This window comes from Ruegeria sp. YS9, from assembly GCF_024628725.1.
GTDB classification, from domain to species: Bacteria; Pseudomonadota; Alphaproteobacteria; order Rhodobacterales; family Rhodobacteraceae; genus Ruegeria; species Ruegeria atlantica_C.
Genome location: NZ_CP102409.1, coordinates 2,523,603 through 2,537,810, shown reverse-complemented (window position 1 = coordinate 2,537,810; position 14,208 = coordinate 2,523,603). Strand labels below are relative to the sequence as shown.

Genomic DNA, 14,208 nt, shown 5'->3' with positions numbered 1-14,208 from the left:
TGGAGAAGCAAATGGAACAATCTAATCGTCATGTCATCGCCGCGCTGGCGACACTCATCCTTCTGCAGGGAATCATGCTGTCCGCCTTATATGCCGGGATCAGGCCCCACCCGCCCATCGCCACGCCTTTGTTCGGCATTGCTCCGTTTCTTGGGGCCGCGATGTCTGTCGCTTTGGGGGCTATCATCGTGCAGCCGCTGGAAAGTCGGGCAGGACGCATCATGAGCGTTCTCGCAGCGCTCATGGCCCTGGTTTCCTTCGGGCCGCAGAAATACTTCGATGCTCAATTTGGCCTGATCTACCCGGCGGTACTGCTCGGTCAATTCGCTGCGCTGGTCATCTTTGCCTTGGTCGCGTCAGCGGCGCGCCAACACCGGGAACTCGGGGCGGAGCGGGTTTAATGGCTCGGTTGCTTTTGCCGATGTCGATGCTTTCACTCCTAAGCATCGGTGCCATCTTCGGGTTTTTCTACGCCTGGGTCTGTTCGACAGTGTGGGGCTTGGACGCGACAGACCCGCGAACAGCCATCGCCGCAATGCAGGCAATGAACGCCTCGGTCCGGAACGGAGTGTTCTTCCCGGCTTTCTTTTTGACCCCGATCATTCTGGGAGTAACGGCCTACATCGCCGCTTGGCAGCTCAGGAAGAGGTCAGCCATGTTATTTGGTCTGGCCGCCATTTTTTACATCGTCGGTGCCTTCCTCATCACAGCAGCGGTGAATGTCCCCATGAACGAAGCCCTGGCGGAGGTTGCCGTACCAATTGACATCGGATCAGCCCGTGAAATTTGGCTAGATTACTCAGCCTCCTGGCAGGTCTGGAACGTGCTTAGGACTATTGTGAGTGGGGTTTGCCTGATCTTGGCCTGACACATTTGCCGATTTGAGCATGCCTGTCTGGCTCAGTTTGGGATACGTCTCCATTTTTTCGATGCTGGTTGGATTTGTGTTTTGGTATCGCGGTCTGGTTCGCGGGGGCACAGCAGGTGTTGGGCAGCTACAACTGCTTCAGCCATTTTTCGGCTTGATCCTTGCAGCGGCCTTACTAGCGGAACCGGTCGCGCCTTCGATGATCGGGGTACACACTGCCGGAAGTGACGCGGCGCACCCAATGCCGAGTTGCGGATATCGTTGAGCTGATATTGTCAGGTCACGTGAAGGTGATAGGGCGCGTTGGCCAAGATCTTGCACTTAGAAACTTGCTTGTTTCCAAAGCTGAGATTTCTAACGCTTGGTCGAAGCTGCCTCGAAATGGGTTCACCAAAGAAGAGCTGGTTCAAAGATGGTCCATGGGCCGCCCAAACCTCAATCGATTGATCGAAAGTGGCGTCCTCCGTCAGAAGCGAATGAAGCATAGCCGAAGTCGAGTGACGGGATTGCTTGTGCCCGTTGAAGACGTTGAGGCCTATGAGCGGGACAGATGCAATGAGGGCGCCGGGGTTTCTGATTTATCGGTCGAGACAGGCGGATGAAACGGTTGGCACAATCAGCGACGCTGAGTTTGCGTATAGAAGACGCATCAGCATTCGTTCGGCCGAGAATCGAAAATGCTGAAATGGAGGTCACAAGGTAATGGCTGATAGTGAGAAAAGTCTTTTTGAGCGGCTCAAACCAATATGGGAGGCTGTTGAAAAGCTGGGCGAAATTGACCCTGAATTTGATGCGAAGACCTTTCTCGATGAGATGTGGGAAGAAGACTATGCGGAGTCTGCGGCATTGTGGGAAGCCAGAAACAGTCTGGGCATCAGTGATGCAGAACTCGCAAAAGACCTTGAAACGCAACTCAAGATGATTGCGGCCGCGTACGCCACGGCAGAGGCGGCTCAGATCGATCGGGTTGTGAATTACATTGCGTTCATACGCCGTTTAAAGAAACAGGGACTATTTGATTTGGGTGGCTCGAATGAGGGCCATCCTGACGGGTGACGGGCTGCCTTGAAGTGCACCCGCTGTAACACTCAGGCGCCAACAAACCTCGCCACCGAAATGAGAAGCTTAATGCTGACCAGCACAACCCGATTGGTCCGGTTCATGAGCGGTGCGTACCAATGTCGAATTCGAGCTCAAACATACTTATGTTGCGCAGCGCCGTCGTTCGAACTGTCAACAGCACATTGAAACAAAGCTGCAGCGATCAGAGATCAGTTTGGCACGCAAGGTGCCTGTGACATCAAGCTTGAATTTGAATATCTGCGTTGACACCTGTTGTTCCCCATAAGTAGTTTTGCCACGATAGGCATTGAGGTTCGCGGATGCTATGGTCATTTTCCCTCATTGTCGCGAGAAAACCCGTTGCCTTTTGGCGGCGGGTTTTGCTTTTCGAGCGGCGCGGCAAAGGGCGATGGTCGAACCTTACAGGCTGGCGAAAGCAATTCCGTTGAGTGCTCACGCATAAGGCCGCGAGCAGCTCAAACCGGACACGCCTTTCCCGGTATGCAATGGCGGTGACGCGCAACGTCGCAACCTTTCTCTGCACGCAGGATCAATGACGCCTATCAGCCGGAGTGGAATGATGGTGCGATTGACCCGCAGATAAATGGATCACTCAACCAGAGATCGCTTCACATAACACCCGTTCAGTGATGTTTCCGGTTTGTTATGACGCTGCAATTCGTGCATTGGTTGCAGAAAACTGCCATTCGAGACGCGGTTCGAAGTCGACCGCTGTTTGGGACATAGCCGCCGTTCGAACCAAGGCTAATTTTCGGTCTGATACTTCGCCAAAAGTGGGAGCATCACGATGTTTTCTATATGCGAAGTAGGCGCCAGCTCGGTGTCAAGCTCGATTGCTCGCAAAAAGTGCGAGTATCCAGCCCCGAAAACACTCCATCTTGCGCGACAAGGACTGTGCGCCAACCCCGTGCTGCTGCGCCGAGGATATCGGTGTGAAGAGTGTCACCGCACATCGCGATGCGTTCGGGCGGAATTCCTGGAAGCGTGGCTTCGACCATTTCAAATACTTCCGGAAATGGCTTGCCAAAGAACTTGATGTCTTGAAGGCCCGCATCTGCCAGCAAATGCCCGTAGTGACCGGGCTCCAGTGAGAATCCGAAGTCTCGTGGCGCTGCCAGATCAGCATTTGCGATCACCACTGGGCGCGGGTTGGCCAACAAGCTGTCGCAAAGCATGGATTGTTGAGATTGTTGCCAGACTTCGGTCGAGAGAAACAAGAAGCCGTCAGCCTTGTCAAAGTCTGTCTTGTCTGCCTCAAGCCTGATCGTCTCGGATAAGATGTCCGTCAGGTCGTCAGACGGAGAGGCGATGCAACCCCACAGACCGTCGTTCAGGTTTGCCAAGGCTGCGTCGCGGCTGGTTACAATCTCATCTGCGTCAACTTGCATTCCGAGTTTTTGAAACTTGGCAGTCGCGCCCTGGTGATTATAGCTGGCAGCATTGGAAAGAATGCGAATCTGGTGTCCGCCCTCCCTGAGCTCTTTCAAACGAGCTGCCGCGCCGGGAATCGGAGTTTCGCCAACATTTAGAACGCCAAAAGCATCAAAAACAAAGGCGTCTACTTCGGTGCCAATATCCAGAAGTGACTCAATATCCAGAGTGGCCGCGTTGAATGTTGCTTTTGGGAGCCTGGGACGTATGGACTGATAACGCGAAAATATCGAGTTGGCGTCAAGCATGTGTCCAAATGTCCTTTTTTGATGGGCGCCCCCGACAGGTTTGACGCAATACGGAATGTAACATCAACAAAACAAAATGGAAGAAAAAACAACATTTTTAGCAAGTCGCCATTAGCGAGTTCTGAAGCTTTGCGCGCAAAGCTTTGAAAAATATAATTTTTCGACACTTGCGATCAAGTCACCCTTCAACGTTCTATGTGGCTTTGATTGAAAAATGTTGTTTTGTTGTTTTTTGGTGATATGGTTCTGGCAACTTGAAGGGGGATAAATGGCGTCAAAGAAGATCAGACGGAGGGATTTAATCCAGCAGGTCGTGCAAGAGCGTGGCGGTGTCAGTGTGGGGGCCTTAGCGGAAATGCTAGGGGTCTCGACGCAAACCATCCGCCGTGATCTGGACATTTTGTGCGACGGTGAAAACCTGCGACGCGCGCACGGGCGGATCGAGCTGGCTGAAACCCGTTTGAATACCCCGTTTGATCAGAGAGCCGGAACGAACTTACGTGGCAAACGGTCGGTTTCCGAACTTGTTGCGAGCATGATCCCCAATGGGGCGAACGTGTTCCTTTCAATTGGGTCGACTCCGCTCGAAGTGGCTAAGGCACTGTCCGGCCACCAGGAGTTAACGGTCATCACGAACAACCTGAGTGCCGCGATGGCGCTGAGTAATGAAATCTCAAACCGTATCCTTTTGCCAGGAGGCGAGCTGCGCCTGCCCGATCGTGATTTTATCGGCGAAGAAGCAACCGATTTCTTTGACAGGTTTCGTGCCGAGTTCGCAATATTTGGCGTTGCCGGTGTGGCGCATGATGGTGGGTTGTTAGAATTTCATCCAGCTGAGGTTCGGGTGAGAATGAAAATGCAGCAGCACGCAGCCAAATCGATCCTTGTAATAGACAGCAGTAAATTTGGTCGCATTGCGCCAGCATTGGGCGGCAACATCTCGGATGTCGACGTTGTCGTGTGCGACCGTCCTCCGGGCCCTGATTTTTCCGATCTCGCAGACAGTTTGGGCGAAGCCATTACTTACTCACAAGGAGAGCGCTGAATATGGCAGAACCGTTTGTTCACGTCGACAATATTGCTAAGCGCTGGAATGGGCAGCTTGGCGTCGAGAATATTAATCTTTCGATCCCGCGTGGTTCGTTCGTAGCGCTGCTTGGCCCGTCGGGCTGCGGCAAGTCAACGACGTTGAGATTGCTGTCGGGACTAGAATTGCCGGATGAGGGGCGGATCGTCATTGACGGGCGTGACATCACTACTTCTGCCCCTGCAGAACGCAATCTGTCGATGGTGTTCCAGTCTTATGCATTGTTCCCGCATCTGAGTGTCGCGGAAAACGTTGTTTTTGGCCTCAAGGTACGAAAAGTCGTCGCGGCGGAACGGCGCGAGAAACTGACCCGGGCGCTCGAGATCACTGGCTTGCTGGGCTATGAGCAGCGTAAGCCGGGGGAATTGTCGGGTGGTCAGCGCCAGCGTGTGGCGCTTGCACGTGCGATCGTGGCAAACCAGCCGCTGTGCCTGATGGATGAGCCGCTTTCGAACCTTGATGCCAAGCTGCGCGCCTCTGTGCGCAAGGACATCAAAAAACTTCAGGTCGATTTGGGCATCACCGTAGTTTACGTCACGCATGACCAAACCGAAGCGATGAGCATGGCCGACATGGTCGTGCTGATGAAAGACGGCCATATCCAGCAGACAGGGTCCCCGGAAGAGCTTTACTACAAGCCTGCTAACACTTTTGTCGCCGAGTTTGTCGGTGCCCCGCCAATGGCGCTGATCAAGTCAGAAGGCGTGCCGGGATTTGAGCGCGCAACGACAATTGGCCTTCGCGCCGAAGCGGTGAAGGTGGTGGAATCGGGCAAGGGCAGGCTGACTTGTAAAGTATCGGAATGCGAATTCCTGGGTTCCGAAACATTCATTGGCCTGTCACATCCTGCTGCCAATGGTCTGACCGTATCCATGCCCGGACTGAAACATATTCCGGCAGGAGAAGATCTGGAGATCAGCTTTGCCGATGAAGACCTGCATTTCTTTGACGACATGGGCAAGCGACTGGCCGGGTAGGTCGAGCAACTGAACTTTGGAAAGACAAGAATAACTGTCATCACTGGGAGGAAAAAATGAACGTTATTAAGAAGATAAGTTTGGCTGCCGTCTCGGCCACCGCGCTGACGTCGGCGGCGGCGGCTGAGACGGAACTAACAATGTATTATCCTATCGCGGTTGGCGGCGCGCTGACCGAGGTAGTGGATGGCATCGTTGCCGATTTTGAAGCCGCCAACCCTGACATCAAGGTCAACGCGATCTATTCAGGCAACTATGACGACACGCGTGTTCGTGCTTTGTCCGCACTTGCATCGGGTGAACCGGCTCAGCTGGCGGTGATGTTCTCAATCGATGCCTATGATCTGATCGAGCAGGATCTGATCGTGGCCTACGAAGATATCGACGGGGTTAACCCGGACTGGCTAGAGAGCTTTTATCCTGCATTGATGGCCAATGGCCGGATCGAGGGTAAAACTTGGGGCATTCCGTTCCAGCGTTCAACTATCGTTGCCTATTACAACAAGGACCAGTTTCGTGCGGCAGGTCTTGACCCTGAGGCACCGCCCAAGACCTGGGACGAGCTGATTAGCATGGGCAAGGCACTGACCAACGACGACACCTATGGCCTGATGATCCCATCGACAGGCTATCCCTATTGGATGTTCCAGGCGTTGGCGATCCAGAACGGCAAGGAGGTGATGTCCGATGACGGCCTGACCACCTATTTCGATGACGAAACCGTTGTCGATACGTTGGAATTCTGGCAGTCGCTGTCGCAGGAGCATGGCATCATGCCCACTGGCACCGTTGAATGGGGTACCCTGCGGCAGGCGTTCCTTGAAGGTCAGACCTCGATGATGTGGCATTCGACCGGCAACCTTACGGCTGTGAAGAACAATGCCAGTTTTGACTTTGGCGTCGCCGAGCTTCCGGCCAATGTGCGGCTGGGTTCGCCTACCGGCGGCGGCAACTTCTATGTTTTCAAGGAGACATCGGACGAAGAGCGCGCGGCGGCCATGAAGCTGATCGAATTCATGACCTCGCCCGAGCAAGCGGCAGCGTGGTCCATCGCGACCGGCTATATGGGCGTGTCTCCGGCGGCGTATGAAACCGAGGCGCTTAAATCCTATACAGAAGAGTTCCCACCCGCTCTCGTTGCCCGAAACCAGCTGGAAAACGCGGTTGCTGAGTTCTCGACCTTTGAAACCGCACGCGTGCGTGAGGGTTTGAACAACGCAATTCAGGCGGCTTTGACCGGCACAAAATCGGCTGAAGACGCGCTTGGGGAAGCCCAGACATCGGCTGTGCGCCTGCTGCGTGATTACCAGTAACCTCAACTCCCTGGCGTCGGGCAGAGATGCCCGACGCACCCAACCTTGAGGGTCGCTATATGGCAGAGCATGTGAACATCGAGCGTCGTCGACAGGCCATCTACGGTTGGATCCTGTTGTCACCAGCGGCAATTCTGCTGACGACGTTTGCATTTTATCCTTCGCTTGCGACCTTGTGGTCGAGCTTGTTCAGCCGAGAAACCAGAAGACGCCCCAGCGAATTTGTCGGCGGCGAGAACTATGCCGACCTGTTTGCCGATCCAACCTTTTGGAAAGTTGTTGTGAACAACTTGATCTATGCGGGCGCGACCATCCCTATTTCTATTGCAATTGCGCTTTCGATGGCGCTTTGGGCGAACTCAAAGATCCCGGCTCGCGGGTTTGTACGCACCGCCTATTTCACGCCCACGGTCCTGCCAATGATCGCAGCGGCAAACCTTTGGCTGTTTTTTTATACTCCCGGATTGGGTGTGCTCGACCAGATCGGCGGTCTGTTTGGCCTTCCCTCAATCAACTGGTTGGGACAGCCTGAAACTGCGCTGTGGGCTGTAATCATCGTGACGATCTGGAAAGAGGCTGGGTTTTTCATGATCTTCTATCTGGCGGCCTTGCAGACGATCCCTGAGGACCTCAAGGAAGCTGCCGACATTGAAGGCGCCAGCCGCTGGACCTACACGCGCCGGATCGTGTTGCCGTTGTTGATGCCGACGACGCTATTTATCATGGTCAATGCGTTGATCAACTCTGTGAAATTGATCGATCATTTGTTCATCCTGACCAAGGGCGGGCCCAACGACGCCTCCAAGCTTATCCTTTATTACATCTGGGAAATGGCCTTTGCCTTCTTTGATGCGCCCCACGCAGCGGCAATGACCATCCTGGTGCTTGTCGTGCTTGGCGTGGTTGCGGGCGTCAAGTTCACCATTCTCGACAAGCGGACCCATTACCAATGAGCGGATTTTCCAGGCATATCGAATCCTTTGGCGCACTATTGTTGGCCGTGATCTGGATTTCCCCGCTGGTCTTTGCCTTTTGGGCGGCGTTCCACAGCACCTCTGACGCGGTCAACTTTAACATCACGTCGCCATGGACGCTCGACAATTTCCGCACAGCTTGGGAGGGGGCGCCGTGGCTACGCTATTTCCTCAACACCTTCCTTTTAGTGACGGTGATCCTTATTGGTCAGTTCTTTGTCACGACGCTGGCAGGATTTGCCTTTGCCCAGGTCCAGTTTCCGGGTCGGGATTTCGTGTTCATCCTCGTGCTGATGCAACTTTTCATCCTGCCTGAAGTGTTGATCGTGGAAAACTATGCAATGGTGTCACGCCTCGGGTTGTTTGACACGATTCTTGGCGTCGGAATGCCCTATATGGCCTCTGCCTTTGGCATTTTCCTAATGCGGCAGGCGTTTAAGGGTGTTCCTATAGAACTGCATGAGGCAGCGCGCGTCGAAGGCTGCGGCTGGTTCGGAATTCTTTGGCGAGTCTATGTGCCCTTGGCGCGCCCGACATATCTTGCTTATGCGTTGGTGTCGGTATCGACCCACTGGAACAACTTCCTCTGGCCGCTCATCGTGACCAACTCGCCCGACACACGACCGCTGACGGTTGGCCTGTCGATCTTTGGCGCACCGGAAAATGGTGTGGATATAAGCGTCATTTCGGCGGCCACGATGATGTCGGTTGCGCCCTTGTTGATCGCGTTCCTCGTGTTCCAGCGTCAATTCGTTCAGGCCTTCCTGCGCGCGGGGATCAAATAGTCATGGCGACATTTCTGCATCTAAGTGACTTGCACGCGGTAGGGCATGGCGATCTGTGTTCAGGCGTGCTTGATACCCGCGCGATCCTGATCGGGGCCATCGACCGATTGATCGATAAAGGCGAAGCTGTTGGCCCGCTCGACGCGGTTTTGGTCACTGGTGACGTCAGCGAAGATGGTAGCCCGGACAGCTACGATTTCGCACGCACTCAACTGGAGCGGTTTGCCCTGCCGATTTACGTTGTTCCTGGAAATCATGATGCGCGCAAGCCAATGCAAGAGGCCTTTTCAGGCCTTGGCATCATGCCGCCGGACGGGCTTGTCGACTGGGCGGAGACAGTGGGCGATACGCGTGTTATCGGGCTTGATACGCTGGTCGAAGGACAGGGCGGTGGCAGGCTGCGCCGGGAAAGTCTTGATCTTTTGGAGCGGGAACTCTCTGGGTTTGACGGGCCGGTTGTCGTTATGTTGCACCATCCGCCATTTAGCATCGGGATTGATTTCATGGATGTTATCGGATTGGAGAACCGTTCCGATCTGGCAGAAATTCTTTCAATGCACTCAGGGGATATCACGGTGCTGGCTGGGCATGTCCACGGCGTTCACATTGGTCGCGTTGGCGGTCACGTTGCCATGACAGCGCCGGGCCTTTGCAGCGGTTTTGCACTGGACCGGCGCGCGGTGGCTCCTGCTGGTTTTTTTTCTGGTCCTACGGGCTGTGCAGTTCTCGAAACCGGAAAGAGCGGTATATGGAGCGTTGTTTCGCTAGACGCTGCCGAGGGACCGTATTCATTCTGAAGTGGCCGGATTGGCCCGGAAACCAAAGACCCGGTGATGATGGATAGCTCACCCATAATTATTGTTTTGAATTTGGCTGCTGCTGCGGCACTTCTGATCTGGGCTGTTCGCCTCGTGCGCACCGGTTTTGAGAGAGCCTTTGGAAGCCAGTTGCGGCTTTGGTTGCGTCGGTCGACGGGAAACCGGTTGGCCGCGACGGGAACCGGCACGCTGACTGCGATCCTGCTGCAAAGTTCCACTGCCGTCGCAATGCTGCTTGCCGGATTCATGGCCGCGGGTTCGGTTGGCGGCACCGCCGGGTTGGCCATTATTCTGGGGGCGGACCTTGGCTCTGCCATCGTAGCCCAGATCATGAATTCCCGGATTGCTTTGCTGACGCCCTTGCTACTTTTGATCGGGGTGCTGATTTTCCTGCGCAGTTCCCGACGCAGCGTGCGCCAAGTTGGTCGGATCCTTATTGGGTTGGCCCTGATTTTTCTGTCGCTTGACCTTATTCGCGATGCCAGCGCGCCGCTGGCAAACAGCGAGGCCGCTTCGGGGGCCTTGATTTACCTGTCTGCTGATCCACTGACGGCCTTTTTGCTGGCGGCGGTTTTTGCCTGGCTGGTGCATTCCAGCGTTGCGGCGATATTGTTGTTTGCAACCCTTGCGGCTCAGGGCGTTATGCCGCTGTCGGCGGCGTTTGCCATGGTCCTTGGGGCCAATCTGGGCGGTGCCTTTATTGCGTTTGTTCTGACCTTGCAGGCCGATGTCTCGGTGCGGCGGGTCGTGTCTAGCAATTTGTTCCTGCGTGGCGGTGGGGCGGGGCTGGTGCTGTTTTTGCTCTACCGGCTTGACGGTGTTGACCTTATTCCCGGGGCCAGCCCCGTTCAGCAGGTTTTGAACCTGCATCTCCTGTTCAACCTTGCGCTTCTTGTTGTCTGTATTCCGTTTCTTGGCCCGATAATGCGTTTGGCGGAGAGTGTTTTCGCTGATGACAATAAAAACAGCACCAAGGCCAACGGACGTACGGCCCTGGATCCTTCGGTTCAGAACCAGCCGGCGCGCGCCTTTGCCTGTGCGCATCGTGAGTTGGTCGAAATGGGCAATAGGATCGAGATCATGGTGCGGGACTCAATGTCACTCTTTGACAATTACGATGATGCCATTGCTCAACAACTGAAGAGGGAAAAAGTCGAAATTGTCCGAATGTCGCTTGACCTGCGGGTTTATTTGTCAGGAGTCAAAAGCGACAATCCGAAAGAGGACACCGGTACGCGGGCATTTGATCTGTCCGGCGTGGCAGTGAACCTTGAGGCCGGGGCGGATACGATTGCACGGAAAATGGTCGAATTGGCCAAGCGCAAGAGTGCGGAAAACGTGAACTTTTCGGAAGAGGGTTGGCAGGAACTGACCGATTTCTTTGACCGTGTGTTGCGCAACGTTCAGCACGGAATCGCGGTACTGATGACCGAGGATGCCGGGGCAGCACGGGAGCTGGTGCAGCAAAAGGAAATGATCCGCGAGATCGAGAGAAAGCTGGAGCGCGCGCATCTTACCCGGCTGCGTGCTGGGGCGTCCGAAACCATCGAAACCAGTGCGATTCACCTTGATCTCTTGCGCGCCCTGAAAATGTTAAACACGGCATTCGCGATGATCGCCTATCCGCTTTTGAAAGAAAGTGGACAGTTGTTGGAAAGCCGATTGGCAAATGAATAGACGGTTTCATAGAGTGATGAAGATACAGTCCTAGGGTCAGGATTCATAACCAGTAGATGACGAGCGCGGCCAGAGCGATGGCAGAGAGGAAGACCTTTGGGCAACGGTCGTAGCGGGTTGCCACGCGCCGCCAATCCTTCAGCCTGCCGAACATGATCTCGATCCGGTTTCGGCGTTTGTATCGACGCTTATCGTATCTGACGGCTTTCTTGCGCTGCTTTCGTCCAGGGATGCAGGCGCGTATCCCTTTGTCTTGCAACGCTTCCCGGAACCAATCGGCATCGTAACCGCGATCCCCGAGCAGCCAGTCGACCTTTGGCAGGCTGCTGAGCAACGCCCGCGCACCGATGTAGTCGCTGACCTGACCGGCGGTGACGAACAGGTTGAGTGGGCGGCCTTGGCTATCGCAGATGGCGTGCAGTTTGGTGTTCATGCCGCCTTTGGTTCGACCGATCAGGCGCCCACGCCCCCCTTTTTCGCGGCCAGACTGGTCGCTGTTCGATGGGCCTTGAGGTAGGTCGCGTCGATCATCACGGTCTTCTGTTCGCCGTGTTCGGCGGCCAGACCCGCCATCATCCGCGCAAAGATGCCTTTCTCGCTCCAGCGCTTCCAGCGGCTGTAGAGCGTCTTGTGCGGACCATAGGCGGCAGGAGCGTCACGCCAGCGCAAACCATTGCGATTGATGAAGATAATCCCACTCAGGACGCGCTTGTCATCGACACGTGGCTTGCCGTGCGACTTCGGGAAAAAAGGGGTAAGCTTGGCCATCTGCTCATCGCTCAGCCAGTAAAGGTCGCTCATATCACCGCTCCGTTTTTGGGGCCGTGAATCACGTCATGCGCGGGAAATCAATGCGTCCTGACCCTAGTAAGCACAGTAATTTAACTTACCTTTCAGGTCCCGCGTCGCTGATCCAGGTGATAGAGACAGGCGGTAACCACGGCGAGCTACATAGCTTCCAGCGTATGTGCGAGACCGTTTCGGATGTGATCTTCCAACAGTTTCTTGGCCGTGTCGGCGTCTCTGGCCAGTGCTGCATCGAACATGCCCTTGTGCTCCTTGACGGCCTCTTCGCCGCGATACGTTAGTACGAGCATCTGGTACCGCAGGTACTTGTCGTAGATGATCGAGTGCAGAGACAGAAGGTTATTGGAGTTGCAGGCCGCGATCATCGCTTGGTGAAACTCCCAATCATATCGTTTCCAGGTTTCTTTCTCGGATTCGTCGCCCTTCAGAAGCTGCTGTTCCATCAGGTGCAGCTTGTGGTGTGCGGCAACGAGGTTGCCTTCCCAGTCCGTGTCGCCATTCGCAATGGACAACTCCAATGCGTGGCATTCCAACAGGACGCGCAGCTCTGATATCTCGGTCAGGTCTTCTCGTGAAACCGGCGTGACCAGGAAACCCCGTTGCTCGGGAGCTTCGACAAATCCGTCGCTGGCGAGCCTGTTCAACGTTTCACGAAGTGTCGAAAGGCTTGCCGAGTAGCGTTCCTTCAAGGCGTCCAGCTTCAGTTTGGAGCCGGGCTGCAATTCCCCGAAGATGATGTCCCTCTTGATGCGCTGATAAGTGCTTGCACCTATCGTAGACGGCTGTTTCGCCATGCGTTTCACCCGATATTATCAGTTTCTTCGTTCAATTAGCATTTTTCGGAGGTATCAGCAATCCAATCAGGTGTATGGTAAAAATAAAAATATCATACATTATTGCGGAATCGCGAAAACCCCAATACGGTCGTGGCCAAGTTGGGCAATGCAGCCCGTTCGCAAACATAGGGTTTGGGACTTCCAGACCCTCCGGAAGGAAGCAAAGTGTCTCGAAACTTTCGCATTGCCATTGTCGGCATTGGCCTTGTTGGACGCCGCCACGCAGACGCTATCCGAGCGTTGCGCCATGTTGATCTTGTCGCGGTGGTCGACCCCAGCGATGAAGGTCGTGCTTACGCCGTTGAGCACGGGGTCGCATGTTACGAGACCCTTGAGGAAATGTTTGCAAATCAGACGCCGAACGGAGCTGTTCTTGCGACCCCGACCACGCTTCATGTTGAACAAGGCCTCACGTGTATTCGACATGGTTGTCCCGTTCTCGTCGAAAAGCCGATCGCCGTGGAAGCCACCGCTGCACTTGAGCTTGTTCAAGCAGCGGAGAAGGCCAATGTGCCACTGATGGTCGGACATCATCGTCGGCACAATCCTCTGATCCGGTCGGCTAAGGAAGCCGTTGTCGATGGGAAGATTGGAGATGTGCGCGCTGTCCATGCGAATTGCTGGTTCTATAAGCCAGACGAGTATTTTGATGCTGCGCCCTGGAGAAAGAAACCCGGTGCAGGGCCTATCTCGGTCAATCTTGTCCACGATGTGGATTTGCTGCGGTACCTGGCCGGAGAAGTCATGACCGTTCAGGCTCAGTCGGCTTCATCGCAGCGGGGTTACGACAACGAAGATGTCGCCGGCGCGCTGTTGACGTTTGAAAGTGGGGCGATCGGGACCATAAGTGTGTCCGATAGCATCGTTGCTCCATGGAGCTGGGAGATGACGTCTCAGGAATATCCAATCTATCCGTCGACCACTGAGAGTAGCTACATGATAGGTGGCTCTCATGGTTCGTTGTCCGTTCCCGATCTTCGATTGTGGAGTTACCAGAGTGAGCAAAGGGACTGGTGGACACCTATTTCATCGACCGCGCTGAAGAAGGGTGCGTCTGACCCTCTGGTCAATCAGCTCAGGCACTTTGTTGAAGTAGCTCGGCACGAAGCAGTGCCGATTGTGTCTGGGTGGGAAGGGTTCAGAACGCTTCAAGTTATTGAAGCTATACAGAATTCTTGCAGAACTGGCGAGACTGTTAGGATAAGAAACCTTCAGGAAACGCAGCAACAGAGATTGCAGGTAATGAAAAATATCTGATATTTTGTAAAACATCTTGCAAAATGTCCAAAATAGGTCAAAACTCT

15 protein-coding genes are annotated in these 14,208 nt (G+C 54.6%); 12 read left to right on the top strand and 3 right to left on the bottom strand.

All coding sequences use genetic code 11. The annotated features are described in order from the left end of the window. Nucleotides 1-11 precede the first annotated feature (11 nt). The 4 genes from NOR97_RS12870 to NOR97_RS12855 all read left to right on the top strand — a co-directional run bounded on the left by NOR97_RS12870 (nucleotide 12) and on the right by NOR97_RS12855 (nucleotide 1,924). The gene (locus NOR97_RS12870) at nucleotides 12-401 is read left to right on the top strand and encodes a hypothetical protein (protein WP_257599347.1); all 390 of its coding nucleotides are present in this window, start codon (nucleotides 12-14) and stop codon (nucleotides 399-401) included. Next, nucleotides 401-868: a DUF1772 domain-containing protein gene (locus tag NOR97_RS12865; protein ID WP_257599346.1), complete on the top strand. Its 468-nt coding sequence runs from the start codon at nucleotides 401-403 to the stop codon at nucleotides 866-868. Before NOR97_RS12870 ends, NOR97_RS12865 begins: the two co-directional genes overlap by 1 nt. Before the next feature lie 19 nt (nucleotides 869-887). Beyond that, nucleotides 888-1,133 carry an EamA family transporter gene (locus tag NOR97_RS12860; protein WP_306977051.1) on the top strand — a complete coding sequence of 82 codons (246 nt, stop codon included), beginning with the start codon at nucleotides 888-890 and terminating at the stop codon, nucleotides 1,131-1,133. Between the two features lie 437 nt (nucleotides 1,134-1,570). Continuing rightward, nucleotides 1,571-1,924 (top strand): hypothetical protein, encoded by a 354-nt coding sequence (locus tag NOR97_RS12855; RefSeq protein ID WP_257599345.1) that lies wholly within the window; start codon nucleotides 1,571-1,573, stop codon nucleotides 1,922-1,924. 821 nt (nucleotides 1,925-2,745) lie between these two features. Here NOR97_RS12855 and NOR97_RS12850 read toward each other — a convergent pair. Continuing rightward, nucleotides 2,746-3,630 carry an HAD-IIA family hydrolase gene (locus tag NOR97_RS12850; protein WP_257599344.1) on the bottom strand — a complete coding sequence of 295 codons (885 nt, stop codon included), beginning with the start codon at nucleotides 3,628-3,630 and terminating at the stop codon, nucleotides 2,746-2,748. Between the two features lie 268 nt (nucleotides 3,631-3,898). Here NOR97_RS12850 and NOR97_RS12845 point away from each other — a divergent pair, with 268 nt between their 5' ends. From NOR97_RS12845 to NOR97_RS12815, 7 genes are read left to right on the top strand one after another with little or no spacing between them, the layout of a single operon-like run. Further along, on the top strand, nucleotides 3,899-4,675 hold the full coding sequence (locus tag NOR97_RS12845) for a DeoR/GlpR family DNA-binding transcription regulator (protein WP_257599343.1): 777 nt from the start codon (nucleotides 3,899-3,901) through the stop codon (nucleotides 4,673-4,675). A 2-nt stretch (nucleotides 4,676-4,677) separates the two neighbouring features. Further along, nucleotides 4,678-5,694, top strand: coding sequence for an ABC transporter ATP-binding protein (locus tag NOR97_RS12840; protein ID WP_170398781.1), 1,017 nt, complete (start codon nucleotides 4,678-4,680; stop codon nucleotides 5,692-5,694). A 56-nt stretch (nucleotides 5,695-5,750) separates the two neighbouring features. Then, a complete protein-coding gene (locus tag NOR97_RS12835) occupies nucleotides 5,751-7,007 on the top strand; it encodes an ABC transporter substrate-binding protein (RefSeq protein WP_257599342.1) in 1,257 nt (418 codons plus the stop codon). Nucleotides 7,008-7,066: 59 nt separating this feature from the next. Beyond that, nucleotides 7,067-7,960 (top strand): carbohydrate ABC transporter permease, encoded by an 894-nt coding sequence (locus NOR97_RS12830; protein WP_117872581.1) that lies wholly within the window; start codon nucleotides 7,067-7,069, stop codon nucleotides 7,958-7,960. Next, the gene (locus NOR97_RS12825; RefSeq protein ID WP_170352096.1) at nucleotides 7,957-8,766 is read left to right on the top strand and encodes a carbohydrate ABC transporter permease; all 810 of its coding nucleotides are present in this window, start codon (nucleotides 7,957-7,959) and stop codon (nucleotides 8,764-8,766) included. The genes NOR97_RS12830 and NOR97_RS12825 overlap by 4 nt, the downstream gene beginning before the upstream one ends. 2 nt (nucleotides 8,767-8,768) lie before the next feature. Continuing rightward, entirely contained in the window at nucleotides 8,769-9,563 is a 795-nt protein-coding gene (locus NOR97_RS12820) for a metallophosphoesterase (RefSeq protein WP_257599341.1), read from the top strand. A gap of 36 nt (nucleotides 9,564-9,599) precedes the next feature. Then, a complete protein-coding gene (locus NOR97_RS12815) occupies nucleotides 9,600-11,261 on the top strand; it encodes a Na/Pi cotransporter family protein (protein WP_306977035.1) in 1,662 nt (553 codons plus the stop codon). Between the two features lie 43 nt (nucleotides 11,262-11,304). Here the strand turns inward: NOR97_RS12815 and NOR97_RS12810 are convergent. Then, nucleotides 11,305-12,062, bottom strand: a protein-coding gene (locus NOR97_RS12810) for an IS5 family transposase (protein ID WP_257599340.1) whose coding sequence is annotated in 2 segments (ribosomal slippage) — nucleotides 11,305-11,738 and nucleotides 11,738-12,062 — 759 coding nt in all. Because the reading frame shifts where the segments join, the coding sequence is not laid out codon by codon here. A 146-nt stretch (nucleotides 12,063-12,208) separates the two neighbouring features. Further along, on the bottom strand, nucleotides 12,209-12,862 hold the full coding sequence (locus NOR97_RS12805) for a GntR family transcriptional regulator (RefSeq protein ID WP_170734019.1): 654 nt from the start codon (nucleotides 12,860-12,862) through the stop codon (nucleotides 12,209-12,211). 207 nt (nucleotides 12,863-13,069) lie between these two features. On the opposite strand from NOR97_RS12805, the gene NOR97_RS12800 reads away from it, so the two are divergent. Continuing rightward, nucleotides 13,070-14,161, top strand: coding sequence for a Gfo/Idh/MocA family protein (locus NOR97_RS12800; protein ID WP_257599338.1), 1,092 nt, complete (start codon nucleotides 13,070-13,072; stop codon nucleotides 14,159-14,161). The last annotated feature ends 47 nt before the right edge of the window (nucleotides 14,162-14,208 follow it).

Bases quoted from the DNA above. Each gene is read 5' to 3' on its own strand.
- NOR97_RS12850 (WP_257599344.1), bottom strand. From the start codon at position 3,630: ATGCTTGACGCCAACTCGATATTTTCGCGTTATCAGTCCATACGTCCC.
- NOR97_RS12860 (WP_306977051.1), top strand. From the start codon at position 888: ATGCCTGTCTGGCTCAGTTTGGGATACGTCTCCATTTTTTCGATGCTG.
- NOR97_RS12815 (WP_306977035.1), top strand. From the start codon at position 9,600: ATGATGGATAGCTCACCCATAATTATTGTTTTGAATTTGGCTGCTGCT.
- NOR97_RS12835 (WP_257599342.1), top strand. From the start codon at position 5,751: ATGAACGTTATTAAGAAGATAAGTTTGGCTGCCGTCTCGGCCACCGCG.
- NOR97_RS12845 (WP_257599343.1), top strand. From the start codon at position 3,899: ATGGCGTCAAAGAAGATCAGACGGAGGGATTTAATCCAGCAGGTCGTG.
- NOR97_RS12865 (WP_257599346.1), top strand. From the start codon at position 401: ATGGCTCGGTTGCTTTTGCCGATGTCGATGCTTTCACTCCTAAGCATC.
- NOR97_RS12840 (WP_170398781.1), top strand. From the start codon at position 4,678: ATGGCAGAACCGTTTGTTCACGTCGACAATATTGCTAAGCGCTGGAAT.
- NOR97_RS12870 (WP_257599347.1), top strand. From the start codon at position 12: ATGGAACAATCTAATCGTCATGTCATCGCCGCGCTGGCGACACTCATC.
- NOR97_RS12855 (WP_257599345.1), top strand. From the start codon at position 1,571: ATGGCTGATAGTGAGAAAAGTCTTTTTGAGCGGCTCAAACCAATATGG.
- NOR97_RS12825 (WP_170352096.1), top strand. From the start codon at position 7,957: ATGAGCGGATTTTCCAGGCATATCGAATCCTTTGGCGCACTATTGTTG.
- NOR97_RS12830 (WP_117872581.1), top strand. From the start codon at position 7,067: ATGGCAGAGCATGTGAACATCGAGCGTCGTCGACAGGCCATCTACGGT.
- NOR97_RS12805 (WP_170734019.1), bottom strand. From the start codon at position 12,862: ATGGCGAAACAGCCGTCTACGATAGGTGCAAGCACTTATCAGCGCATC.
- NOR97_RS12820 (WP_257599341.1), top strand. From the start codon at position 8,769: ATGGCGACATTTCTGCATCTAAGTGACTTGCACGCGGTAGGGCATGGC.